Annotated in this window: 18 protein-coding genes; 6 read left to right on the top strand and 12 right to left on the bottom strand. The window is 72.8% G+C overall.

Annotated elements, in window-relative coordinates:
• The 3 genes from K7G61_RS32970 to K7G61_RS32960 all read right to left on the bottom strand — a co-directional run.
• Positions 1 to 552: ricin-type beta-trefoil lectin domain protein (locus tag K7G61_RS32970; protein ID WP_374204322.1), on the bottom strand; the 552-nt coding region annotated here is incomplete at its 3' end.
• A gap of 321 nt (positions 553 to 873) precedes the next feature.
• Positions 874 to 3,612 (bottom strand): cellulose binding domain-containing protein, encoded by a 2,739-nt coding sequence (locus K7G61_RS32965; RefSeq protein WP_225850811.1) that lies wholly within the window; start codon positions 3,610 to 3,612, stop codon positions 874 to 876.
• Positions 3,613 to 3,898: 286 nt separating this feature from the next.
• Positions 3,899 to 6,967: a glycoside hydrolase family 48 protein gene (locus K7G61_RS32960; RefSeq protein WP_225850810.1), complete on the bottom strand. Its 3,069-nt coding sequence runs from the start codon at positions 6,965 to 6,967 to the stop codon at positions 3,899 to 3,901.
• Positions 6,968 to 7,996: 1,029 nt separating this feature from the next.
• On the opposite strand from K7G61_RS32960, the gene K7G61_RS32955 reads away from it, so the two are divergent.
• The 3 genes from K7G61_RS32955 (at position 7,997) to K7G61_RS32945 (ending at position 11,325) form a co-directional block, all read left to right on the top strand.
• Complete coding sequence (locus K7G61_RS32955; protein WP_225850809.1) at positions 7,997 to 9,457, top strand: ricin-type beta-trefoil lectin domain protein; 1,461 nt, start codon at positions 7,997 to 7,999, stop codon at positions 9,455 to 9,457.
• 118 nt (positions 9,458 to 9,575) lie between these two features.
• On the top strand, positions 9,576 to 10,550 hold the full coding sequence (locus K7G61_RS32950; protein WP_225850808.1) for a DUF72 domain-containing protein: 975 nt from the start codon (positions 9,576 to 9,578) through the stop codon (positions 10,548 to 10,550).
• 196 nt (positions 10,551 to 10,746) lie between these two features.
• Positions 10,747 to 11,325 (top strand): hypothetical protein, encoded by a 579-nt coding sequence (locus K7G61_RS32945; protein ID WP_225850807.1) that lies wholly within the window; start codon positions 10,747 to 10,749, stop codon positions 11,323 to 11,325.
• A gap of 64 nt (positions 11,326 to 11,389) precedes the next feature.
• Here the strand turns inward: K7G61_RS32945 and K7G61_RS32940 are convergent, their stop codons facing one another.
• The 3 genes from K7G61_RS32940 to K7G61_RS32930 all read right to left on the bottom strand — a co-directional run bounded on the left by K7G61_RS32940 (position 11,390) and on the right by K7G61_RS32930 (position 13,943).
• Entirely contained in the window at positions 11,390 to 11,839 is a 450-nt protein-coding gene (locus K7G61_RS32940) for a DUF5709 domain-containing protein (RefSeq protein WP_225850818.1), read from the bottom strand.
• Positions 11,840 to 12,090: 251 nt separating this feature from the next.
• Entirely contained in the window at positions 12,091 to 12,810 is a 720-nt protein-coding gene (locus K7G61_RS32935; RefSeq protein WP_225850806.1) for an alpha/beta fold hydrolase, read from the bottom strand.
• 152 nt (positions 12,811 to 12,962) lie between these two features.
• Positions 12,963 to 13,943: an alpha/beta hydrolase gene (locus tag K7G61_RS32930; protein WP_225850805.1), complete on the bottom strand. Its 981-nt coding sequence runs from the start codon at positions 13,941 to 13,943 to the stop codon at positions 12,963 to 12,965.
• Between the two features lie 268 nt (positions 13,944 to 14,211).
• On the opposite strand from K7G61_RS32930, the gene K7G61_RS32925 reads away from it, so the two are divergent.
• A complete protein-coding gene (locus tag K7G61_RS32925) occupies positions 14,212 to 14,946 on the top strand; it encodes a YoaK family protein (protein ID WP_225850804.1) in 735 nt (244 codons plus the stop codon).
• A 24-nt stretch (positions 14,947 to 14,970) separates the two neighbouring features.
• On the opposite strand, the gene K7G61_RS32920 is transcribed toward K7G61_RS32925, so the two are convergent.
• The 3 genes from K7G61_RS32920 to K7G61_RS32910 all read right to left on the bottom strand — a co-directional run bounded on the left by K7G61_RS32920 (position 14,971) and on the right by K7G61_RS32910 (position 19,960).
• The gene (locus tag K7G61_RS32920) at positions 14,971 to 15,963 is read right to left on the bottom strand and encodes a helix-turn-helix domain-containing protein (protein WP_225850803.1); all 993 of its coding nucleotides are present in this window, start codon (positions 15,961 to 15,963) and stop codon (positions 14,971 to 14,973) included.
• Between the two features lie 141 nt (positions 15,964 to 16,104).
• A complete protein-coding gene (locus tag K7G61_RS32915; RefSeq protein WP_308190781.1) occupies positions 16,105 to 18,945 on the bottom strand; it encodes an AAA family ATPase in 2,841 nt (946 codons plus the stop codon).
• 145 nt (positions 18,946 to 19,090) lie between these two features.
• Positions 19,091 to 19,960: a LysR family transcriptional regulator gene (locus K7G61_RS32910; protein WP_225850802.1), complete on the bottom strand. Its 870-nt coding sequence runs from the start codon at positions 19,958 to 19,960 to the stop codon at positions 19,091 to 19,093.
• A 333-nt stretch (positions 19,961 to 20,293) separates the two neighbouring features.
• Between K7G61_RS32910 and K7G61_RS32905 the strand changes: the two genes are divergently transcribed.
• Positions 20,294 to 21,538, top strand: coding sequence for an MFS transporter (locus K7G61_RS32905; RefSeq protein ID WP_225850801.1), 1,245 nt, complete (start codon positions 20,294 to 20,296; stop codon positions 21,536 to 21,538).
• Between the two features lie 203 nt (positions 21,539 to 21,741).
• Entirely contained in the window at positions 21,742 to 22,986 is a 1,245-nt protein-coding gene (locus K7G61_RS32900; protein WP_225850800.1) for a M20 family metallopeptidase, read from the top strand.
• A 4-nt stretch (positions 22,987 to 22,990) separates the two neighbouring features.
• Here K7G61_RS32900 and K7G61_RS32895 read toward each other — a convergent pair whose 3' ends face one another.
• The 3 genes from K7G61_RS32895 to K7G61_RS32885 all read right to left on the bottom strand — a co-directional run bounded on the left by K7G61_RS32895 (position 22,991) and on the right by K7G61_RS32885 (position 24,815).
• The gene (locus tag K7G61_RS32895) at positions 22,991 to 23,416 is read right to left on the bottom strand and encodes a hypothetical protein (RefSeq protein WP_225850799.1); all 426 of its coding nucleotides are present in this window, start codon (positions 23,414 to 23,416) and stop codon (positions 22,991 to 22,993) included.
• Positions 23,413 to 24,063, bottom strand: coding sequence for a DUF305 domain-containing protein (locus K7G61_RS32890; RefSeq protein WP_225850798.1), 651 nt, complete (start codon positions 24,061 to 24,063; stop codon positions 23,413 to 23,415). Before K7G61_RS32890 ends, K7G61_RS32895 begins: the two co-directional genes overlap by 4 nt.
• A 107-nt stretch (positions 24,064 to 24,170) precedes the next feature.
• Complete coding sequence (locus K7G61_RS32885) at positions 24,171 to 24,815, bottom strand: DUF3105 domain-containing protein (RefSeq protein ID WP_225850797.1); 645 nt, start codon at positions 24,813 to 24,815, stop codon at positions 24,171 to 24,173.
• Between the last annotated feature and the right edge of the window lie 301 nt (positions 24,816 to 25,116).

The following is a 25,116-nucleotide window of genomic DNA, read 5'->3' as shown; positions in this document are numbered from 1 at the left end:
CGTCCCGCCCGACGTGGTGGTGCCACCGGTCGTGGTCCCGCCGGTGGTGCCTCCGCTCAGGCCGGTCCACTGCTGGTTGCTGCCGCCGTTGCAGGTCCAGATCTCCACCGCCGTGCCGTTGGCCGTACCGGCGCCCGTGACGTCCAGGCACAGCCCGGACTGCACCCCGACGATCGTGCCGTCGGAGTTCACCCGCCACTGCTGGTTCGTGCCGCCGTTGCAGGTCCAGATCTCCACTTTGGTGCCGGCCGTGGTGGCCTTGCCCGGAACGTCCAGACACTTGCTGCCGTACACGGTCAGCTCGTTGGCGGACGTCAGCGTCCACTGCTGGTTGGCCGCGCCCGAGCAGTCGTAGATCTGCAGGAACGTGCCGTCGGTCTGGCTGCTGTTCGGCACGTCGAGGCACCGGCCGGACCCGACACCGCGCAGGGCGCCGCTGGTGGCCGCCTGAGCCGGGTTGGCGACGATCGCCAGCGCCAACGCGACCACGGCCGCGAGGGCGGCGGCGAGCACCGCGAACATATGTCTTCCGTTGAAACCTGCTCTGTGCATGGGGACCTCCTCGTCCCTGGGTGAGCGATTCCGGCCGGCCCCGTCGGGAGCCGTCCGGACTGGTGATGTGGTGCGGTCCATGGCGGTCCGCGCGCCACCGAGAGAAGGCATCGAGCGTCACCGAGCCGGGTGGCGGGCGGAGCCGGCAGTCGATTGTGTTATCGCTAACATCCGCGGTCAGCGTGACTGGTGCGGCAGGAGTTGTCAATCGTCCGGCGAGGAATCCTCGCCTTCGCCGCTGATGGTCCGTGACCGGCGGCGGGGTACGGGGCGCAGGGGTGCCGGGGGTTGAGAGGCCGTCACCCCGGCACCCCGCACACCTCAGGAGGGTTCGGTGCCGTAGGCGAGGGTGCCGCCGATGTACACGGTGATCTTGGGTGCGTCCGCGTACGAGGTGTTGGTGCCGTAGCTGTAGTCGTTGGTCTCGTTGAAGTTCGACCAGTCGGACTTGTTGAGGCGGCTCTGGATGTCGCCGGTGGACTTGCCGGCGGCCAGGCTGCCGGCGCCGCTGGTGAATCCGACCTCCAGGTAGTGGTCGGCTCCGGTCCTGGCGGAGGTGGAGACGACCTTGGTGGTGATGTTCGAGGAGCCCAGGGCCGCGTAGTCGATGTAGGTGCTGAAGGAGGATCCGCCGTCGCCGGTGAACCAGTACCGGATGGTGACCGTCGACAGGCTCACCGCGCTGGTGCCGGTGTTGACCAGGTTCAGGCCCGGCTTGATCTGGTTGTCGGTGGGCGAGCTGTCGTTGTTCTTGTACTGCACCTTCAGCGCGCCGCCGCCGGTCGAGCCGGACTGCGTGGTCGCGGTCACGGAGCCGGAGGCCGCCGAGACGTTCCCGGCCGCGTCCTTCGCCTTGACCGTGTACGAGTACTGCGTGGAGGCGGTCAGACCCGAGTCGGTGAACGTCGTCGTGGCGGTGCTGCCCGCGAGGGTGGTGCCGCGGTAGACGTCGTACCCGGTCACGCCCACGTTGTCGGTGGACGCCGTCCACGACAGGGACACGCTGCTGCTCGTGGTCCCGGTGACCTTCAGACCCGTCGGCGCGGACGGGGGCGTGGTGTCCCCGCCGGTGCCGGACTGCGTCGTCGCGGTCACCGCGGCCGAGGCGGCCGAGACGTTCCCGGCCGCGTCCTTCGCTTTCACCGTGTAGGTGTAGGGGGTCGATGCGGTGAGGCCGGAGTCGGTGAAGGTGGTCGTGGCGGTGGTGCCGGCGAGGGTGGTGCCGCGGTAGACGTCGTAGCCGGTCACGCCGACGTTGTCGGTGGCGGCCGTCCACGACAGGGACACGCTGCTGCTCGTCGTCCCGGTGACCTTCAGGCCGGTGGGCGCGGACGGAGGCGTGGTGTCACCGGTCGCCGTGGGGGGCGCGCCGCTCGCGTGCGTCAGGGTGACGATCGACTCCGCCGGGACCGTGACCGAGCTGCCCGACGCGGTGCCGGTGGCGATGGCCGGGTTGGCGCTGTCGTAGGTGGACGACGTCTCCGAGGAGCTGGTGATGCCCAGGCCGGCCGTGCTCACCGTGGCGGAGGCGGACGGGTCGGCGTTGACCAGCATGACGGCGTACGAGCCGTCGGGCAGCTGGGAGTAGTAGGTGTAGAGATTGGGCGTGGCCTGGGGCAGCGTGCCGACCGTCGCGCCGGGGACGGCGAGTTGCGCGGCCAGCTTGAATCCGTAGTAGGGCGGGTACGGGGTGTTGACCGCCGGTTCGCCGCCGGTTCCGGAGGAGAACATCCCGAAGTCCGCGGTCGGCGTGCCGTAGTTGTGGACGTCCCACCCGTCGACGCTCTGCGCCCCGTACGACAGCCACTCCATGGTGTTCGCGGCCGAGAACAGGGCGCCGACGGGCTCCTCGTTCCACTCGTTCGCCGTCTGCGAGATGTTGGTCTCGCCCACCACGAAGTCGGCGGTCGGGTCGTTGGCCGACAGGGCGGCGTGGATCTCGGCCGCCGCCGCCGGGATGTTGTCGACCGTCTCCATGATCGACTGCACGCTCTCGGGGGGCGTCCCGTTGATCGGGTACCAGTGGACGTCGGCGCAGTCGATGTACGCGGCGTCGGCCTGCAGGACGGTGTTGTTCCAGTCCTGCCAGCCGTCCACACCGGCCCCGGGCGCCAGGCTGCCGTCCATCGCGTAGTCGTAGCAGATCCTGGCCTTGGGGTCGGCGGCCTTCATGGCCTTCATGTACGCCAGGCCGTTGGTCGCGTACGAGGAGGCCGTGTGCGCGCCGGAGTGGTTGTCGGTCTCCCACGACCCGTACACCTCGTTGCCGATCTCCCACAGGCTCACCCCCTGCCCGGGGGTCTGTGACTGCTTGACCCAGGCGGCCGCGCTGTCGGGGGTGTCGGAGCCGTAGTTGATTGTGACGAACTTCTGGCCCTTCGTCACGGCGTCGACCTGGGTCGAGTACGCGCCGAAGTCCACCGGCTGGGTGGCGCCCTTGACCGTGTTGGTCTGCCACATGTACTGGTCGGCCCACGATCCGCCGGGGTAGCGGATGAGCCCCACGTCGGCGGACGAGAGGTCGTCGGCGATCGCCGGGGCCGTGAAGTCGGTGTCCCAGGCGGCGGTGTTGACGCCCAGCGGGTCGAGCGAGCCGGACAGGGTGGCCCGGGAGGAGCCCTGGCTCGGTCCGGCGCAGGTGACGGCCGGCACGGGGTTGGACGTACCGTCGTAGGTGGCGTGGAACCCGAAGGTGGTGCTCGCCCCGGGCGCCAGGTTGGCGTTGCTCCCCAGGGGGGTGGCGGTGACCGTCGTGCCGCTCTGGGTGACGTTCGCGCTGTAGGGCGAGCCCGCGATGATCTTCTGGCCGGCCGCGTACGCCCACGAGACGGACCAGCTGTTGATCGCGTACGAGGCCTTGTTCGTGACCGTCACGGTGACGCCGAAGTCCGGCGGACTGTCGGAGGGCGTCTGCCAGGCGATGGTGTACGAGGCGCCGCAGAGCGCTCCGGTGTCGGCCGCCGCGCTCGTGGCGCCCCCGGCGACCGCTGTCACCGCGGCGGCGGCGGTCAGCGCCGTCGCCAGGGCGGCGCCGCCCCAGCGTCTGGACGGAAGGGCCATGGACTTGCTCCTTCGGATGAGGACGTCGAAGCCGCCGGCCGGATACGGCGGGAAACCCGGCGGCGGTGGCGGGACAGCCCCGGCGTACGGGCGTGCGGGACGGGCACGGCGGAACAGGCACAGCGGGACGGGTCGGGAGGCCGGGTCGGAGGGAGGGGCGGCGGGACGGGCACGGCGGCCCGTGACCGGCGTGCACCGGCAACGGCCAGTGGCCAGGCAGCCGTGGGCGTGCCTGGCCACTGCCGGTGTCCCGGGTGGGCCCGTCCGGCCCACCCGGCAGCCGGGTTTACGGCTCGGTGCCGTAGGCGAGGGTGCCGCCGATGTACACGGTGATCTTGGGTGCGTCCGCGTACGAGGTGTTGGTGCCGTAGCTGTAGTCGTTGGTCTCGTTGAAGTTCGACCAGTCGGACTTGTTGAGGCGGCACTGGATGTCGCCGGTGGACTTGCCGGCGGCCAGGCTTCCCGCGCCGCTGGTGAATCCGACCTCCAGGTAGTGGTCGGCTCCGGTCCTGGCGGAGGTCGACACCACCTTGGTGGTGATGTTCGACGAGCCCAGGGCCGCGTAGTCGATGTAGGTGCTGAAGGAGGATCCGCCGTCGCCGGTGAACCAGTACCGGATGGTGACCGTCGACAGGCTCACCGCGCTGGTGCCGGTGTTGACCAGGTTCAGGCCCGGCTTGATCTGGTTGTCGGTGGGCGAGCTGTCGTTGTTCTTGTACTGCACCTTCAGCGCGCCGCCGCCGGTCGAGCCGGACTGCGTGGTCGCGGTCACCGAGCCGGAGGCCGCCGAGACGTTCCCGGCCGCGTCCTTCGCCTTGACCGTGTACGAGTACTGCGTGGACGCGGTCAGACCCGAGTCGGTGAACGTCGTCGTGGCGGTGCTGCCCGCGAGGGTGGTGCCCCGGTAGACGTCGTACCCGGTCACGCCCACGTTGTCGGTGGACGCCGTCCACGACAGGGACACGCTGCTGCTCGTCGTCCCGGTGACCTTCAGACCCGTCGGCGCGGACGGAGGCGTGGTGTCCCCGCCGGTGCCGGCCTGCGTGGTCGCGGTCACCGCGCTGGAGGCCGCCGACAGGTTCCCCGCGGCGTCGAACGCCTTGACGGTGTACGAGTACTGCGTGGACCCCGCCAGCCCCGTGTCGGTGAACGACGTGGTGGTGCTGCTGCCCGCGAGCGTCGTGCCCCGGTACACGTTGTACCCGGTCACCCCGACGTCGTCGGTGGACGCCGTCCACGTCAGCGACACCGTGCTGCTCGTCGTCCCCGACACCTTCAGACCCGTCGGCGCGGACGGAGGAGTCGTGTCACCGCTGGTGCCGCCGCCCGCGATGAGCTCGCCGTACACGGCGTAGGCCATCGCGATGTCGGCCTGGGCCCAGAAGCGGTGGTACGTGAACGAGGGCACCGAACCGCCGTTCAGGTACGCCTGGACCTTCGGGAAGTCCGGGTCGTTCTTGTACCAGGACCGGATGTCCAGGAAGGTGATCCCGGGCTTGATCACGTCCCCGTTGGGCATCTTGCCCGACCAGCCGGAGGGCACGTACACCGTGTCGCCGAACCGGCTGTAGTCCTTGCGGGTCTCCGGAACAGAGATGCCCTTGGAGTCGGTCATCGTGGCCATCGCGTCGAGCAGGCTCTTGGCGAGGGCGGCCGAGGCGGTGTCACCGGACTTGGCGGCGTAGTACGTCAGCGTCTTGACGTACGCGGCGCAGACGCCGACGTCGCTGCCGGAGTCCGTCACCGACACGTGCAGGCCGGAGTTGGAACCCGGGCTCGTCGGGTTCCACGTGTCCGGCTGCCCGCTCCAGGCCAGGTCGGACGGGATCTGGAAGCTGGTGGCGGTGACCGTGGTGACGGACGAGGCCCACTTCACCCACTTGTCCAGGATCTTCTTGGCGGTGGCGTCACCGCTCACGTAGTAGTACTCCGCGAGGCGCTCCATCGACCACGCCTGCATGCCGAACCAGTTGTTGCTCGGCGGGTCGTGGTAGACCGGCTCCCAGTCGTAGGCCATGCCGTAGAAGGTCGGGGTGCCCGCGGGCGGGGTGCCGTACTGGCCGTTCCAGCTGTTGGTGCAGCCGCCGGCGATGGCGCCCTCGGCGGACTGGAGCCACTGGTAGAACTCCATCATCCGGGTCAGGCTCTTCGACCAGTCGCTCTGCGCGGTCGGCGACTTGGGCGTCAGGGAGGACACGGTGGACATGGCGAAGGCGGCCAGCGGGTTCTGGTACCCCTGGTGCGAGGCGCCGTCGCCGATCCGCCACGACCAGCCGCCGCCGGGCTCCGCCCCGCCCCAGGCGTAGTACCAGGCCAGCAGGTAGTGCTCGGAGCTGCGGCCGGATCCGGCGGCGCAGCCGCTGGGGCTGGTGCAGCTGCCGATCTGCTTGAAGTACTTGTCGAACAGCGCGTACCGCAGGAAGTCGCCCATCTTGGCGGCCTTCTGCACCGACGGGGCGACCTGTCCCTGCGCGCCCTGGGCGGTGGCCCAGCGCAGCGCCCAGTACGCGGCCTGGACGGCGCGGGCGTCGGCGTCGGGGGCGGCGGTGTACTTGTACTGCTGCGAGTAGGCGCTGGACTGCTTGACGAACAGGTCGAGGTACCCGTTCGGCCCGCCGTACTTCATCAGGTCGGTGCACGGCTGCGGGATGGTCTCCCACACCGACTCCTGGGCGCCGCGCTGGTAGCTGTTGATGTACGACGGGTTGCTGCCGGGGCCGTTCTCGCCGCCGGTGCCGGGCGTGTTGCCGTACCCGTACACGTTGTCGACGTCCATCAGCCAGTGCATGCCGTAGATGTCGGCCGTGCCGTACGTCGAGTTCAGCTCGCTGTACAGCGGGTCCTGTCCGACCGACACCGAGGAGTCGAGCGGGCTCGGGTAGGAGCTGGGGTCGGGCCACTCCGGGGCGTAGGTCGCCGGCGAGGAGGCGTTGTAGGAGCTGTTGGACGGCTGGTCGACGTGCTGCGGGATGATGTAGTGCTCGGCGGTGGTCCAGGCGTTGTTGAACGCGGTCCAGTCACCGGTCACCCGGCCGTAGGTGGCCTCCAGCCAGAACCAGAAGCTGAACGCCTCCGAGGTCGTCTGGTGCCCGTGGTCCGGAGCCTCGACGATCAGCGTCTCCACGCAGTGGTACGGGATCCCGTCCTTGCTGAAGTAGCCGTTCGCCGGGTCCTTGATCTTGTTGTACTGGGTCAGGAACTGCTGCGTGTACGCATCGGCCGAGGCGGCGGCCGGCGCGGCGTCGCCGGCGGGGGCGGCGGATGCTGACTTCGCCAGGGTCGGTGCCGCGGCCGCGGCGAGGAACGCGCCGCCGACCGCGCTGGCAAACCGCCGTCGGGATACGGGTTTGGCCATAACGCCTGTTTCTCCTTCACGGAGCTGTGTGGGGGGATTGCCCGGAGCGTGGTCCCGCCGGAGGGCGGGGCACGGACCGGGCCGACTGCGAGGTGGTGCTGCCGCCGGGATCGGCCGCTACCGGTGACGGCCGGGGCCGCGACCGGTTCCGGCCCCGCAGGACCGGTGTACGGACACGTGTCGGGTACGCGGGGCCGGCCGTACCGGGCCGGCCCGTACGGGACGAGGGAGTGCGGCCGTCAGCGGGTCGTGGGGGGACCACCGCTGTGACGACGGGTGTTTCGCGCGCATGGCGACCAGCTCTCCTCTCGCATGACACGTCCCCGTATCGAATGCGACAGCCGTATTCCGGGACGCCACGTCGCCTGTCCCGCAAGCCGGTGCGCTTCAGTTGGGTGTGCTGCCCCGCGAACAGTGGCCGGGCGACCCGCCGGTGACGCTGCCAGTGGTCAAGTGGCGTGGCGGGTACAGCAGTCGGGCGGCCCCTGCCGTCGGCCGATGCTGACACCAAGGGCGACGGCGGTGGAGCCCGGTGTGGGAGCGCTCCCACTCGACCGAAGCTAACAGGCGAGCAATCCCTTGGGAAGTGTCCGGCCGCAACTTCCGGTCACAGGGTTTTCACATCGGCCGGCGGCTGCGAACCGCCCTCGGATCCCCACAGGAGCTTGCGGTCGTTGGTGGGAAAGTCCCTCATATTCACGCACGTTCCAACAGAATCCTCCGCGCGGCCGTCTTGACGCCCCGAGTCGCCCGCTCCACACTCGCATGTCAGTCGGATGCTGATGGCAACGCAAACACCGTCTGCGGCGGGCCGGTTGACGGGTGCTCATCGGTCGCCGGTCGCCGGTCGCCGTTCGCGTCGCCGGTCACCGGACCCGGGTTCGCACCGCCCGGGCCCTCGGCCGTCCGCGTCCCCACCGTGCCCGCCGGTCCGTCCTGCCCGCTCGCCCGCCGGGCGCGGTAGCCGGGCGCGGCGGGCGACCCGTCCGTCCCCTCACACCCCTCGCACCCCTCACACCCGGAGCATCCATGGACACGACCACTCCCGTACCGCCCCGACGGCGGTACTCCGCCCGCCTCCGAGCGGCGCTGAGCGCGCTGAGCCTCGTCGTGGCGGCAGTCGCCGGGGCCACGGCGGCCGTACCGGCCACCGCCCACGCGGCCACTGGAACGTCGGACTTCCGAGGCGTCAACTGGGCCGACCCGCGTGACAACTTCGCCGACGACGCGGTTGTCCCCTCCGGCCTGAGCGCCTCCGACAGCTACGCCACGGTCAAGGCCAAGGCCACCGCGATCCTGACCGGTTTCCAGGACAACCTCGGCGCGAACACCGTGCGCCTGCCGGTCAATCCGTACTCGGTCGGCACCACGTGGTGGAACTCCTACACCGGCGCCATCGACGCCGCGACCGGCATGGGCTTCAAGGTGATCCTCAGCTACTGGGAGGGCACCGCCCACGAGGACGGCAAGATCGACGACACCACCGCGTGGAAGACCATGTGGAACACCGTCACTGCCGCGTACGGCGGCAACTCCCTGGTGTACTTCGAGCCGATGAACGAGCCCCACGGCTACAGCTCCTCCGCCTGGTCCGACATCGTCGCCGGCTGGCTGTCCGACCACTCCGCCGTCCCGCGCGACAGGGTGTTCGTCAGCGGCACCGGCTACAACCAGGACGTCACCGCCGAGTGCGCCGACAGCCGCCTGACCGGCACTCACCTGTCCCTGCACAACTACGCCTTCTGGGCCACCCACAGCTACAACGACTGGCTGACGGACTACCGGAACAAGATCGGCGGCTGCGCCTCGCGCACCGTCATCGACGAGTTCGGCGCCCCCATGACCAACGGCCTGAACTACGACGACGCCACCAGCACCGACAACTTCGTCTCCTACATCCGCGCCACGACCGAGATCGCTCGCTCGATGTCCGTCGGCTCGGTCTACTGGCCCGGCCTGCGCAACGGCGACTGGTACAGCATGGAGACCCTGCACGGCTCGGGCACCGATCTGTCCCTGACCACGAACAACGCCAGCGGCGCCGACCGCCTGCGCTACGGCTGGGGACTCACCTCCGGCGGCGGCGGAGGAGGAGGTACCGGCGGGGCGGCCCCGCTGCGCTCGGCCGCTTCGGGCCGCTGCCTGGACGTTCCCGGCCAGTCCCGCACCGACGGCACCCAACTCGACATCTGGGACTGCAACGGCGGCGCCAACCAGCAGTGGACCTACACCTCCGGCAAGCAGTTGCAGGTCTACGGCGACAAGTGCCTCGACGCCTACGGACAGGGCCGCACCAACGGCACCGTCGTGGACATCTACACCTGCAACGGCGGCGCCAACCAGCAGTGGAACCTCAACAGTGACGGCACCGTCACCGGCGTCCAGTCCGGTCTGTGCCTCGACGTCGCCGGCCAGGGCACGGCCAACGGCAGCAAGGTCGACCTGTACACCTGCAACGGCGGCAGCAACCAGAAGTGGACCCGCGGCTGACCGGCGTCCTCACCTGAGCGGGCCCGGACCCCGGCCCGCCGGCGCAATGCGCGGTGCCGGTGCCGGTGTCGATGCCGGTATCGGTGTCGGGGCCGGGGCGCGGGGAATGCGCGGGATCATGGGGAGGATACGCGTCGGGACGTGTTCGTGGACGGACAAGGCACTGGTGGGGAGCGGATGGTATCCGCCGGGCCGGCGGGACGCCGAGGGGAGGCTGCGGTTCTACGCGTCGCGGTTCGCCGTGGCCGAGGTCGACGCCACGTACTACGGACTGCCGGCCGAGCGGAGCAGCCGGGTGTGGGCGGAGCGGACACCGGAGGGGTTCCGGTTCGACGTGAAGGCGTTCTCCCTGCTGACCGGGCACCCGACGACGGCGCGGGCACTGCCGGAGGACTTGCGCGGTGAACTGCGAGGCGGCTACGGGGGCGGGGCGCGGGGCGGGCCCGCGTCCCCGGCGGCGGCCCCGGAGTTGCTGGACGAGGTGTGGCGCCGCTTCGCCGGGGCGCTGGAGCCGCTGCGGCGGGCCGGGCGGCTGGGGGCCGTGCTGTTCCAGTTCCCGCCGTGGTTCGCGCCGGGAGCGCGGGCGGCGGCGTACCTGCGGGCGGCCCGGGAGCGCGCCGCCGGCTGGCCGGTGTCCGTCGAGTTCCGGCACCCGGCCTGGTGGCGGCCCGAGCGGCGAGCGGACACCGCCGCCCTGCTCGCCGACCTGGACGCCTCGGCCGTGGCAGTCGACATGGCGCAGGGCCTGCCGTCCTCCGTGCCGCCCGTCGCCGAGGTGACCTCTGCCCGGCTGGCCGTGATCCGCCTGCACGGCCGCAGCCCCGCCTGGGGCACGGGCTCCAAGGAGGACCGGTTCCGCCACGACTACACCCCGGCCGAGCTGGCGCAGTGGACCCCGCGGATCCACGCGATGGCCGAACGCGCCCGGGACGTCCACGTCCTGTTCAACAACTGCTGCGCCGACGCCGCCGTCCGCGCCGCCGAGGCGATGGCCCGCCTCGTCGCCGCCGAACCGGCTCCCGGTGCCGCCGAGCCGGGGCCGTCCCCGGCCGGCGAAGCGCCCCAGGCGCCGCCAGGGCACGCGGCCCCGTGAGGGCGCGGCCCGCCCCTCGCGTGCCCGCCGACCGGGACGGCCGCGCGGCCGTCCCGGTCGGGCCTTCTGCGGCGCCGCGCTCTCCCGTACGGTGAGCGCCGCGGCGTTCCGCAGGCCGGGACCCGGTCCCGGCCCCCGGACGGCGGTGGTTCCACGGCGTCCCCGCAGAACACGAACGGCCCGAGGAGGCAGCGGCATGACCGAGCGGAGTGACGCGGCAGGACCCGTCGCCGGCGGCAAGTACGCGCGGATCGAGCGCGAGAGACGATTCCTGCTGGCGGGACCGCCCCCGGCGTCTGCCGTCACCGCCACACGCCGGATCACCGACCGGTACCTGCCGGGAACGCGCCTGCGCCTGCGGCGGGTCGAGGGCCCGGACCGCGGCACCGTCGAGTACAAGCTCACCCAGAAGGTGCCCGCCGGCCGGCCCGGGCCGGTCCAGGGACTGATCACGAACACGTACCTGTCCCGGAGCGAGTACGACCTGCTCGCCTCGCTGCCGGCGGCGGTGCTGTCCAAGACCCGCTTGAGCGTTCCGCCGCTCGGCGTCGACGTCTTCGACCCGCCACTGCACGGTCTGATCCTCGCCGAGGCCGAGTTCGCCACGGACGAGGCCGCGCTCTCCTTCCGCCCGCCCGCGGGCTGCGTCGCCGAGGTCACCGACGATGCCCGCTTCACCGGCGGCAGCCTCGTCCGCACCGACCGCCGTGACCTCCTCGCCCGGCTCGCCGAGTACGGGATCGAACCGGACCCCGCCGCGTCGCCGGTCGAGTGAGCCCGCCCGGGCCCCGGGCGCGGACACGGGGTGCCGACGCCCGTTCGCGCGGCGGGGCGCGGCCTCAGTACGTCTCGGAGTCGGGGATCAGGTGCATCGCGGCCTCCTCGGCGGAAGCCCCGGCGCCGTCGAGCCCCACGTCGGAGGCGAGCAGGTCCGAGTCGGTTATCGCGTGGCTGCCCTCGTCCGGCGCGACCAGCCGTCCGGCGCGCTCGTCGCCCACCTCGTCGTCGATGGGCTCACCGTCGGTGTCCCACGTGTCCCCGATGCCGTCGCCCTCGGGGACACCGATGTCCGGCACCTCCTCCGACAGCCGCTCGTCCAGACTCTCGCCCCGCCGCTGCTCCGACGCCGTGACGCCGGTGTGCTCCACGCCCCAGGGCCGCTCCGGGGGCGAGTAGCCCTCGTCCAGAGCCTGGTCGCCGCCCCGGTAGTCCAGGGTGTCCGAGGCGTCGAGCAGGCCGACGTCGTCCTGCACCTCGGAACCGTCCGGCTGGTAGACGTCGTCACCCATCGCTTCGTCGGCCACTTGCGCTCCATGTTGCTCCAGGGCCGGAGGTTGGGGCAGCCAATCCTCGCGAGGCCCGTCCACGGCACCGCGCCGTTACGGCGGTGCTGCCTCAAGTGTGCCGCGCCGGGTCTCCCACCAGCGCCGAGGGGTCGGAATCGTGCGCTCCGGAGCAAGGAGCGGGCGCGTCGGGCCTGCGGGGCCGCGCGGAGACGGTACGGGGAGTCCGTCCGCGCGGCCCCGCCGCTCCCGCCGGCTCAGCTCGTGGCGCGCACCGCCGCCAGGATCAGGTCGGCGACCTGCTTCGGCTGGGACAGGGCGACCGCGTGCGAGGCACCGTCGACCTCGACGACCGTCGCCGAGGCCCGCTCGGCGCCGAAACGCTCGACGTCGGGGTTGATCGCGTGGTCGGCGCCGGCCACCAGGGCCCACGACGGCTTGGTCCGCCACGCGGCCGCGGTGGCCTTCTCGCCGAACGCCGCGGCGGCCAGCGGCCGCTGGGCCACGGCCAGGACCTTCGTGACGTCGGCGGGCACGTCGGCGGCGAAGACGTCCGGGAACGCCTCGGGCGCGATGGTGACCTCGACCGCGGGCTCCCCGCCCTCGACGGGGTAGGTGGCCTGCCGCAGGTTGCTGACCAGCGGGCTGTCGGGGAACCGGCCCTGCAGCTCGCCGAGGCTCTCGCCTTCCTCCAAGACGTAGGCGGCCACGTAGACGAGCCCGACCACGTTCTCGGTGGTGCCGGCCACGGTGATGAGCGCGCCGCCGTAGGAGTGGCCGACCAGAATGACGGGGCCGTCGATCTGAGAGGCCACGGAGGCGACGTACGCGGCGTCGGCGGCAAGTCCGCGCAGCGGGTTGGGCGGAGCGACGACGGCGACGCCGTGGCCCTGCAACTCGGTGATGACCCCGGACCAACTGGCCGCGTCGGCGAAGGCGCCGTGGACGAGAACGACGGTGGGCGTGGAAGTGGTCATGGCAGGGCTCTCTCCCATGTGTCTCAGGTATTTCGGGTATTTCGGGTATCTCGGGTGCTACGGGTGCTACGGGTGCTACGGGTGTCTCGGGTTTGCGGGTCCGGCAGGCCCAGCGGGTGTCTCGGGCCGCCTCGCGGGTGCCAGGGGCCGCGTCAGGCGGCGTGCAGCGCGGCGCGCAGGGTGCCGGCGGCCAGCGTGATGGCGGCCTGCGCGGCATGCGTCTCGCGCAGCGCGTTGAGCATCACGAAGTCGTGGATGATGCCCTGGAACCGCACGGCGGTGACGGGCACACCCGCCTCCCGGAGCTTGTTCGCGTACGCCTCGCCCTCGTCGCGCAGCACATCGGCCTCGCCGGTGATGACAAGGGCCGGGGGCAGGCCGCTCAGCTCCTCGGTGGTGGCACGCAGCGGAGAGGCGGTGACGCGGGCGCGGTCGGCCTCGTCGGTCGTGTACTGGTCCCAGAACCACTGCATGCCGTCACGGCGCAGGAAGTAGCCGGTGGCGAACTGGTGGTACGAAGTGGTGTCGAAGCTCGCGTCGGTGACCGGGTAGAACAGCACCTGCTGCACCAGGGGGACGTCGCCGCGCTCCTTGGCCATGAGGGTCAGCGCGGCGCTCATGTTGCCCCCGACGGAGTCCCCGGCCACGGCCAGCCGCGTGCCGTCCAGGCCCTTGGCGGAGCCCTGCCGCACGACCCACTGGGCGACGGCGTAGTTCTGCTCTATGGCGACGGGGTAGCGCGCTTGGGGCGACAGGTCGTACTCGGGGAAGACCACGGCCGCGCCCGCGCCGACGGCCAGTTCGCGAACGAGGCGGTCGTGGGTGTGGGCGTTGCCGAACACCCAGCCGGCGCCGTGGATGTAGAGGATCACCGGCAGGGTCCCCTCGGCGCCCGCGGGCTTGACGACGCGGGCCCGGACACTGCCCGTCGGACCGCCCGAGACGGTGACCCACTCCTCGTCGACCTGCGGCTTCCCGATCTCCCCGGACTGCACGTCGTCGACCGCCTTGCGCCCTTCCGCCGGGGGCAGGTCGAACAGGTAGGGCGGATCGGCGGTGGCCTGCGCGAAGGCGGCCGCCGCCGGCTCCAGCACCGGCTTGACCGGCTGAACCGGCTGGACGGATTCGGGCATACGTGTCTCCTCAGCTCTCCTCGGCGGTTCACGGGTACGCCCGCTTCGCGGCGGTACGGCCGGCGGTCGCGGGGACGATCCGGAACCTCTGCGCGCGACGCTAGGCCGCCGGGGCGCACCGCGATTGCCCCTGCGCGCACGGCCTGTGTCCTGTGCGCGCACAGACGCGCCGGTGGCCGCGCGGAAGACTTCCGGAACGCGGCCGGAAGCGGTGCACTGTGGGACCACGTGCCGCGCCGCCCGCCGGCCGGGATCGAAGGGGAACCGTATGCACAGGCTGCTGAGCGACGCGGCCCGCACTCTCGTGCCCGCCCGGGCGGACCGTGACGGGCCCCTGCCGCCCCTCATGCTGGTCCTGACCGTGGTCACCGGCCTGGTCGACGCCGTGAGCTATCTGACCCTCGGCCATGTCTTCGTCGCGAACATGACCGGCAACGTGGTCTTCCTGGGGTTCGCGCTCGCCGGCGCCCAGGGCCTGTCCGCACTCGCCTCCGTCGTCGCGATGACCGCGTTCCTCTGCGGCGCCCTGGCCGGCGGCAGGCTCGGCACCCGGTTCGCCGGCCACCGCGGTCACCTGCTGAGGATGTCGACGGGCGCGCAGACGCTCCTCGTCGCGGGGGCCGTGGTGGTCGCCGCGGTGGCGGACGGGCGGGTCGGCCCCGGCGTCCGGTACACCCTGATCGTGCTCCTGGGACTCGGCATGGGCCTGCAGAACGCCGCCGTCCGCCGTCTCGGCGTCCCCGACCTGACCACCACCGTACTGACGCTGACCCTGACGGGCCTGGCCGCGGACTCCGGCCCGGCCGGGGGCGCGGCGCCGCGGCCCGGCCGGCGGATCCTGTCCGTGCTGGCGATGTTCCTCGGGGCCCTGGCCGGCGCCGGACTCGTCCTGCACGGCCGCCTCGTCCTCGCGCTCGGTCTCGCCGCGCTGCTCCTCGCGGGCACGTCCGTGACCGTCCACCGCCTCTCGACCGCCGGCGCCCCGTGGGTCCGGCCGGCGTGAGCCCCGGCGGGGGAGTGGGCACGACTACGGCCGGTGGGCCGCGCGCCACTCGCCGGGGGACATCCCGTAGGCGGCCAGGAAGACCCGGCTGAAGTGGGAGGCGCTGGTGAAGCCCCACTGCCGCGCCACCGCGACGATGGTGCGGTTCGCGTTCTCCCGGCGGATCAGGTCCTGCCGGCACGCTTCGAGGCGGCGGCTGCGGATCAAGCGGCTGACGGTGGTGTCCTCGGCCTCGAATATCTTGTGCAGGTAGCGCACCGAGATGTGGTGGGCCCGGGCGAGGGTCTGCGGGGTCAGGCCGGGATCGGCGAGGTTGCGGCCGATGAACGCACGGATGCGCAGGCGCATCGCCTCGTCGCGGCCCTCCGTCCGTCCGGACGCCCTGCCGAGCCGTTCCTCGGCCAGGACGGTCACCAGGTCCGCCGCCTTGCGGGCGAGCAACTCGGCCGTGCCGGGCCGGTACGATCCCGCGGTGTCCGCAAGTTGCGACACGAGGACGGACAGCAGCGCGCCCGGTGCCGTGTCGGAACGGAAAGGCGAGGCCGTGATGCGGCTCAGGTCCGATTCGTCCAGACCCAGGGCCTCCCGCGGCAGGACGAGGGACTTCGTCTGGAAGCACTCGGGCAGGACCAGCCGCAGCGGCCGCGCCATGTCGTAGATGAACACCTCGCCGGGGTTCACGCCCACCTCGCGCGCGTCCTGCTCGATCCTGGCGACCCCCTTGCTGAGCAGCTTGACGACCACGAACCCGTCCTCGTCGCCCCGCGCGATGAGCCGCCGGGTGCGCCGGGCCTCCAGTGGATCGCCGTCCACCCTGGTGGCCCTGAGCCCGCCGAGGGCCGCCGTCCGGATCGTTCCCGCGGTCACCTCCTCGGGGACGGACATGTCCACCGCGCCGAAGGTCCGGGACAGCGCCTCGCGCCAGTACTCCCGCCGTCGGCCGGCGGGCACGGCGGCCGTGGTGAGGAGGCTGCCGGCGAAGCGGTCCTCCTCGGGTGGAGATGCGATCGGCGTCATGTCCCCCGTCCCCTTCCGGCTGCACGGCGTTCACAGCCTTCATGGCGTTCATGGCGTAGGTCACCACTGTGGCGGGCCGCGCGCGCCCGCACATCCCACGGTCGGCCAAGGCCCGGGAAGCCGGCGTGGGATACGAAGCGGTCACTGTCCGCTGTCACGGTCCCGCACCAACCGGGCCAGCTCCACGCGCGAGGTGATGTCGAGCTTGGTGAAGGCGCGCCGCAGGTGCGAGCTCACCGTGTGCGGCGACAAGGAGAGGCGCTGCGCGGCCTGCCGGTTCGTCAGGCCCTGCGCGACCAGCCGCACCACGCCCACCTCCGAGGCGGTCAGCTCCGGCCACCCCTTCACCGGTCCCGGCGAGGCGGCGGGCCGCCGGACGCCCGCCTGCCGCAGGCGGCGGCGCACCCGCGCGGCGTCCCGTTCCGCGCCCGCCTCGGTGTAGAGGGCGAGGGCCGCGTCGAGGTGCGGAACGGCCTCGTAGGCGCGCGTGGCGGCCAGCTTGCGCCCGGCGTCCTCCAGTGCCGACGCCCTGGGCAGGAGCCTGGGGCACTCCTCGTACAGGCGGACCGCGCGCAGGAGGTGACCGAGATCGTTGTCGAGCAGGCCGCGGGCGTGGGCCGCCGCGGCCGCGAGGATCGGGAAACCGGGGTTGAACTCGGCCCGGCGTTCGGCCACGCGTACCGCCGTCCCGGCGCGCTCGGCGGCGCCGGCCCGCAACGCCATGCGGACGAAGACGGGCATGTCGGCGGGATCGTCCGGGCCGGCCAGCCAGGGCCGCTGTCCGGTGAGCGCCTCCACCGCCTCGTCGAGCAGCGCCATGGCGTGCTCGGGGCGGCCCTCGTGGTCCGCCAGCAGGGCGGCCATCCACGAGCCCACGTTGCGGACCAGGGGCGCCTGGTCGCTCAGCATCCGCCGGCCCCGGCCGACGAGGGCGCGGGCGGTCTCCAGGTCGTTCGTGTGGAGAGCGACGCGCACCAGCGTGTACAGCAGCGTGACGTCGGCGAGGTTGCCCATGCCGAGTTCGTCGACCATGGCCGACGCGCCTTCCGCCTCGGCCCGGGCGTCGGCCAGCCTCCCCGCGTCCAGGAGGGTCCGGGAACGGCTCATGAGCCACAACAGCATGGCTGCGGCCTGCCCCTGCCGCCGGGCGCCGCGCACGCCCGCTGCGGACGCCGCGAGCGCCTCGGCCGAGCGCCCCGCCGCGTTGAGCAGGAACGTCGTCCACAGCGCCTCCGGCACCCACAAGGAGCGCGCGATCCCGAGACCGGCAGCCAGGGCCGCGGCCCGGTCCGCCTGCCGAAACGATTCGTCCCAGTCCATCCGGTAGAAGAGCACCACCGAGTGGACGGTGATCGCGGTGGCCTCGGCGACACGGTCCCGCGCCCGCGCCGCGCACTCCAGCGCCTCGGCCACCGCGCACGCCGCCGCCTCCATGTCGCCCGCCATCGACAGGTTCAGGCACAGCAGCGCCAGCAGTTGGGCCCGCAGGGCGGCCGGGACGCCGGGCAGCGCCGCGCCGGTACGTGCCTGCCGTACGGCCTCGGTGAAGTCGTACTGGCTGGAGATACGCGCCAGGTTGAGCCGCACACGGGCTTCGTCGTGCGGCCGCATGCCGCCGGGCAGTGCCGAGTCGCCCAGCGCCCGGGCCCGCGCGGCCTGCCCGGCCTGCCAGAGCAGCAGGATCGTCTCGGCGACGATCGCGGAGCGCTCGGGGGCGCTGTCGGCGGTGAGTTCCAGCGCCCGGCCGCTGAGTTCGGCCGCCGAGGAGGGCGCGGTGGCCGCGAGTTCCGCCGCGGCGGCCCGCAGCAGGTCGACGGCCGAGCGGTCGCCGGCGTCCGCGCTGTCGGCCAGCAGCGTGGCGGTCTCGACCACGGGCGCGCCGCGGGCCAGCAGCACGTCGGCGGCGTGCCGCCGCAGCGCCCGGCGGACGGAGACGGGCAGTCCGTCGTCGACGGCCTCGCGGATCAGGTCGTGGCGGAACCGCAGACGGCCGTCCCGCTCGACGAGGAGGTCGGCGTCGATGGCCTCCCGCACGGGTGCGATCAGCGTCGCCGCGGGTACGCCCATCAGCTCGGCCAGCAGGTCGATGGGGACGGTGCGGCCCACCGCGGAGGCCGTCCGCACGACCTCCCGCGCCGCTTCGGGGAGCTGGTCGACACGCCGCCGCACGGAGGAGCGCAGCCGCTCGGGGATCATGCCGCGCGACAGCCGTGCCACCTGGTTCTCGACGACCACCGCGTCCTCGTCGCGCAGCCCGCCGAGCAGTTCCACCAGCAGCAGCGGCACGCCCTCGGCCCGGCGGGCGGCATGCAGGACGCCGGCGTCGGGAGCCGCGCCCAGTATGTCCTCGGCGACCTGGGCGACCGCCTCGTCCGTGAGCGGGCCCAGGCGCAACTCGTCCGCGCCGGCCTGCCGGAGCCGGTCCAGCGTGATCCGCACCGGCGAGGTCAGCGGTCCGCTGCGCACGGCCACCAGCCACAGGATCGCGTGCGAGGAGACCCTGGCCGTGAGGGTCCGCAGGGACAGCAGCGTCAGGTCGTCGCACCACTGCACGTCGTCGAGGACGATCAGCAGCGGCGTGTCCAGGGCCGTCTGCTCCAGCCGGTCCTGCAGCTCCTGGAGCAGCCAGAACCGCTGGTCGGGTGACGCGGTCAGCTCCCGCACCTTCGCCAGGTCGAGCAGGGGCGCCACGGTCGACAGGCCCTCCAGCAGCGGACCGAGCGGTACGAAGTGCTCGTCCGGATCCGCGCCTCCCCGGAACGCCCGTAGGCCCCGCCGTACCGCGGCCGCGTAGGCCTCCTCCAGGATCCGGGTCTTGCCGCTGCCCGGCGCGCCCTCCACCCACACGATCCCGCCGCGGCCGCGGACGAGCGCGTCAAGTCGTGCGTCGATGAAAGCGAGTTCGCCGTCCCGGCCGCGCATCGGCGACTGCCCGGCGACCGGGCCGCCGACAGGTCGCCGCCGCCTCCCGAACCTGTCCACGCGCCATCCTCAGGAGCCTTGGCCGCATGGACCGCCGCTGTCGCGGCGTGCGGCCCGGTGAATCTGTACGAAGCATGCCATATTCGCAGCTCCGAGGCGTCGGGGAGGTGCGGTCACCGGTCTCGGCGGTGTGCCGTGGCCGTCGTCAGGCGAAGTGGCGCAGCAGGGCGGCGACCGCCTGGGGGGCCTCGCCGGGAGGCCGGACCACCATGACCCGCCAGTGCGGAGCGTGCCGCCTGAACCGGTACCGGGGGAGGTCGGGGAAGCGATCGGCGATCGACTCGGGCATGATGCAGACCCCCAGGTCGTAGCGGACGAGTTCGGCCGCCGCGACGATGTCGTTCACCTCGAACGTCGTGCTCCGCTCGACGCCGGCGGCGCGGAAGGCCCGGTCCACGGCGTAGCGGATGGCCCAGCCCGGGGTGAAGTCCACCAGGGGCAGCCGGGCGGCGTCGGCGAGTTCGACCTCGCCGCCGGGCGCCGTCCCGGGAGGAACCCGCCGGGAGGACGCCACCAGCACCATCTCCTCGCGGGACAGCAGCCGGGTCGTGAGCCCCCGCTGCTGCTGCCGGTCGAACGCCACTACGGCGAGGTCCACCGTGCCCTCGCGCAGCGCCTGGCGGATGTCGGCCACGGCGGCCTGCCGCAGGTGGACCACCACACCCGGATGCTCGGCCCGCAACGCGGCCAGGGCGCGGTGGAGTCCGGCCCAGACGCCCTGCATCGTGCCGACCGTGATCCGCCCGCGCAGTTCGCCCCGTACGGCGTCGACCGCTTCCCTCGCCGACTCGGCCGCGCGTAGGGCCGCGCGCGCGGCGGGGACGAACGCCTCGCCCGCCGGGGTCAGGGTCACCCTGTGCGTGGTGCGGTCGAACAGGGGCGCGCCCAGTTCGCGTTCCAGGGCCCGGACCGTGCCGGACACCGCCGACTGGACCACGTGCAGGTGCCGTGCCGCCGCGGTGAAACCGCCCGCGTCCGCCACCGCGACGACGACCTCCATCTGCCGTAGGTCCAATGCCCGCTCCCGGTCGAACAGCGTCCCGTCGCAACACGGTCGCGCGATCTTCGATCGTTCGTGCATCGTACGCCGCGGCCGGGCGGCGCGCCGCGCACCGGCAGGCGGTACGTCCCGGCCGCCGGGACGCGCGCCCGGCGCCGGCCGCTCCCCGCAGCGCCCGCCGGCCCATCTCCGATGGAGATGACTGACATCGCGAACCATCGCCCGCAGCGGGGAAGCGGGACGGCCGCGCCGGCGCTTGAGCAAGCATGCCGGCGACGAAGAAGCCGCCGGCCGCACACGGTGCTTCCACCCGGGCCGGCCACCGGCCCACCGCTGAAGAAGGTGCTCATGTCCGCAATCCCAAGGACCCGGACCCCGCAGCCGCCCACTGCCGCGGCCACGCCGCAGGGCGTTCCGGGCCGGCTGGTCGCACTCCTGGCTGTCGCGTCCGGCATGACGGTCGCGAACCTGTACTACGCCCAGCCCCTGCTCGCCACGCTGAGTCACACCTTCCACACCACGACGGCCACGACGGGACTGCTGATCACGCTCACCCAGGTCGGCTACGTGATCGGCATGGTCTTCCTGGTCCCGCTCGGCGACCGGCTGGAGAAGCGCAACCTCGTCACCGCCCTTCTGACGGTCACGACCCTCGCCATGGCCGCCGCGGGCCTGGCCACCGGCTTCCCCATGCTCCTGATCGCCTCACTGATCAGCGGGGCCACCTCCGTGGTCGCCCAGATCCTCGTGCCCTTCGCCGCGAGCCTCGCCCCCGACCACGCCCGCGGCCGCGTCGTCGGCCGGGTGATGAGCGGCCTGCTCACCGGAATCCTGCTCTCGCGCACGCTCAGCAGCCTGGTGTCCGACCTGGTGGGCTGGCGCGTCGTCTACCTCGGCTCGGCCGGCCTCATGGCGGTGCTCGCCGTGGCCCTTCGGCTGGCCCTGCCGCGGCACGCCCCGACCACGACCATCCCGTACCACCACGTCCTGCGCTCCACCGCCCGGCTGATGCGCACGCACCCGGCGCTGGTGCGCCGCGGCCTGTACCAGGCGGCCATGTTCGGCGCGTTCAGCGCCTTCTGGACCACGATCTCCTTCGTGCTGACCGGCCCCCACTTCCACTACTCGGCGACCGGGGTCGGCCTCTTCGCGCTGGTCGGCGCGGCGGGCGCCGCCATCGCCCCGTTCGCGGGCCACTGGGCCGACCGGGGCCTGTCCCGCCCGATGACGGGAGCGGCCTTCGTCCTCGCCGCGCTGGCCTTCGCGCTCGCGGGCCTCGGCCGGCACGACATCGTGCTGCTCGCCGTGGCCGCGATCCTCGTCGACATGGCCGTGCAGACCACCCTCATCCTCGGCCAGCACACCGTCTACCAACTCGACCCCGCCGCCCGCGCCCGCCTCAACAGCGCGTTCATCGCCACGTTCTTCGTCGGCGGCGCGGCCGGCTCCCAGCTCGGCTCCCTCGCCTACGACTCCACGGGCTGGACCGGGCTCACCGCCTTGGGCGCGATCCTCCCGCTGACCGCCCTCGCCTACTGGTTCACGGAACTGCGGCAGCGTCCGGCGGCCGAGCCGGAGCGGGCGGACGCGTGACCCGGGCCCGCGACCGCCGACCCCGGCGAGCGGGAGCCGTTCGCCGGGGCGCGGGCCGGTCCGTCCGGCTTCGCCCAGCCGCGGGTGGGGCCGGTTCCCGACAGCGCCGCCGGCCGGAACCTGGCCCCGCGTTCCACGACCCGGAACTCCCGCGGACCGATTACCAGGTGCGTGGGACCGACCTCCGCGCGCACTATCTACCGGTGACGAACCTTGACGAGGAACTGATCGAGCTGCGCCGGGAGATCCACCGCCGCCCCGAACTCGCCGGAGAGGAGCGGGAGACGGCCGGACTGGTGGCGCAGCAGCTGCGCGCGGCGGGACTCGACGTGACGACCGGAGTCGGCGGGCACGGCGTCCTCGCGGTGCTCGACGGCTCCGCGGACGGCCCCACGGTGGCGTACCGGGCGGACATGGACGCCGTCGACGCGACGACGAACGTGCTGCCTTTCCCGCGCTCGGACCGGGCCTTCGACGAGGGCTTCGCCTCGCGTGTCCCCGGCGCCGCGCACCTGTGCGGGCACGACCTGCACACCGCGATCGGCGTCGGCGTCGCCCGCTCGCTGGCCCAGCGCTCCGAGCCGGTACGCGGCCGCCTGGCGTTCGTCTTCCAGCCGGCCGAGGAGAACCTCCAGGGGGCCCGTGCGATGCTGGCGACCGGCCTGGTGCAGCGGCTCGCGCCGCGCGAGTTCTACGCGCTGCACTGCGGCCCGTTCCCCACCGGCACCATCGGGGTGTCCCCGGGGTACGGCCTGCCCGGACTCGACCACTTCCGCATGATCCTGCCCGGCGGCGACGACGCGGCCGCCGCCGTCTCGGCCGAGATCGCCGGGCTCGGCACCGTCGCCTTCCCGCGGAGCCTCGCCGACTACACCGCGCGCTTCCACCAGGCGCTGGAACCCGCGACCGCCGCGTCGATGCGCGAATTCGTGTGCGTCGCCCAGTGGACCGAGCACACGCCCGACGGGCACGCGGTCCCCAACGGGCTGCTGCGGGTCTGGCCGCACGAACGGCACGCGGAACTGCGCGAGCGGGTCCGGCGGATCGTGGCGGCCGCGGGCGGGCACGCCGAGTTCCCGGGCGATCCGTTCCCCGCCATGGTGAACTCAGCTGAGCTCAGCACGGCGGCCGGCCGGTACCTCAGCGGCGCGCTGGGGCCGGACTCCGTCGTGTGGGCCCGGGCGTCGTGGCCCTTCAACTGCGAGGACTTCGCACTGTTCCTGGGCCAGGCGCCGGGCGCGCAGTTCTACCTCGGCGTCGCGGACGCGGAGTCGGGGATGAACGGCGCGCCGCACACCCCCGACTTCGCCGCCGACGAGCGGGCGATCGGCCACGGCGTACGCGCCATGGCCGGCCTGCTCACCGAACGGCTGGCAGCCCTGTCGGCCGCGGGCGACGGCCCCGGCTCCCGCCCCGGGGACGCGGCGGGCGCCGACGGGCGGGCGTGAGCGGCTATCCGTTCCCGCTCGCCGCGCCGGGACCGCGGTACGTCAGGCCGAAGGCCGTTGCCGCGGCGAGTGCCTCCAGGGCGATGGAGACGACGCCCCAGGGCTCGGCCCAGTTGCCGACGTCGTCGCCCAGTTGCGGAAAGGCCACCAGCCGCGTGGCAGCGTAGGTGAGTACCGCCGCCGTGCACAGCGCGCCGGCGGCGATCCGCAGGATACGGGCGCCGGACAGGGCCAAGGCGGCGGCCAGGGCGGCGCAGGCGAGGGCGAAGCCGGCGAAGAGCGAACCCATCCACCTGGCCTCGCGCAGGTGCTCCTGCAGCACCGGCAGGTGCGCGGCGCCCGAGCCGAGCAGCAGCACGGCCAACAAGAGGCGCCGCTCGACGGCGCGGCCGAGCGCGGGGGGCGGGGAAACGGGGGCGGTCGCGGTCACGGCGTGGCTCCGCGCTGGTGCAGCATCTGCGTCATCTGGGTGATCTCGGCCTCCTGGCTTTCGACGACCGACTGGGCCAGCGCCTTCACCTGTGCGTTGTCGGTGAGGTCGAGGGCCATGCGGGCCATGGCGACGCCCGCGGTGTGGTGGCGGATCATGAGCTGGAGGAAGACGATGTCGGCCCGCTCCGGGGGCAGGGTGCGCAACTGGTTGATCTGCGCGGCCGTCGCCATGCCGGGCATCAGCCCGTCGGGTCGCAGCCGCATCAGGGACGGATCCATCCCGGCCGCGCCGGACTTCCCGTCCCCGCCGCGGCCCATGTCCATACCGTCGCCGTCCGAGGTCATCCAGGCCATCGGCTGCCCGGTTCGTCCCAGCCGCAGATGCCAGGTGTCCAGCCAGCCCCGCATCTGGCCCATCTGACTGGTCTGGGTCAGGGCGACGTCGGTGGTGAGAGTGCGGATGTCCGCGTCATGGGTGCGGTCGTGGACGATGCTCGCCATCTGCACGGCCTGCGCGTGGTGGTCGATCATGTCGCGGGCGAAGCCGGCCGCCACGGAGTCGTCGGCCGGCGCGGGGGCCGCCCCCGTGCCGCGGCCGACGAGACCCGCGGTGAACAGCGCGAGCACCACCGCGGCGGCCACCACCAGCCACCGCGCCTCCCGGTGCCATCCGGCGGACCGGAGTGCACCGGACGGCGTGGTGCCGGCGGGAGGCTGCCGCGTGTCACGCGCGGACGGCGCCGAGAGGCGGTTCATCCGGTCGGGGTGCCGGTGCCACCGGTGCACGGGGCGCCGGGCTCGGGAGTCTGCGGGCCCTGCTTGTAGGCGGCGATGAACTTCGCCAGCCGGGGATCGGTGGCCGACTTCAGCTTCAGCTGCTTGCCCCAGGCGGAGACGACCACGGGCGAGGGCAGGCCCGGATACGGACTGAGGTCGAGATACGTCTGGCTGCCGACCGTCTTCTTCAGCGCGGCCACCTGGGCGGCGGGAAGGTTCGGCTGGTACGTGATCCACACCGCGCCGTGCTCCAGGTCGTGCACCGCGTTCTCGTTCGGGACCGGCTTGTCGTAGATCCCGCAGTTCAGCCAGGTCGGGTTGTGGTCACCCCCGACCGGTGGGGTCTGGGCGTACTTGACCGAGTGCGTCACGTGGTTGCGGGTGAGGTTCTTGTAACTCACCACTCCGGCGATCGCCGGGGCCGACTTGGGCTTGTTGGCGATCACCACCGCCGCGATGCCGCCGCCGACGGCCGCCACCGCCACCACGGATGTGGTCCATATCACGATGCGGCGCCGCCGTTCCCTGCGGGCCTCCGCGGCCCGCTGCTCGGCTATCTTGCGTCGCCGCTCCTCAGCGACTCGCGCCGCATTCGCTTTGGCGGCCTTTCCGCTGGTCACCGTGCTCTCCCTCCAGGCGGAGTTCGCCGCCGAGAATGCGCCTGTCCTGCGCGGGTCCGTGTGGGACAGATGGGCGCCGCACCGGTCGGAAGAGCGCTGACGGACCACCGGCGTCACTTCCGGCGCCCTCCTACCGGCCGCACCGAGCACACCTTGCCAGAAACGCCGGAACCACGGCTACAGCGCCGACGACCTTGTGGCCACCGGCGGTCGGAACCGGCGGCGGTCACCGAGCCGGAAGGAGCTGATGACAGCGCGCCGGGCGCCGGTGACGGCCTGTCCGGGCGCAGGAGTCGGGCGG

It is taken from the genome of Streptomyces sp. HPF1205, assembly GCF_020400825.1.
Taxonomy (GTDB): Bacteria; Actinomycetota; Actinomycetes; order Streptomycetales; family Streptomycetaceae; genus Actinacidiphila.
This window is presented reverse-complemented; position numbering and strand designations above follow the sequence as displayed.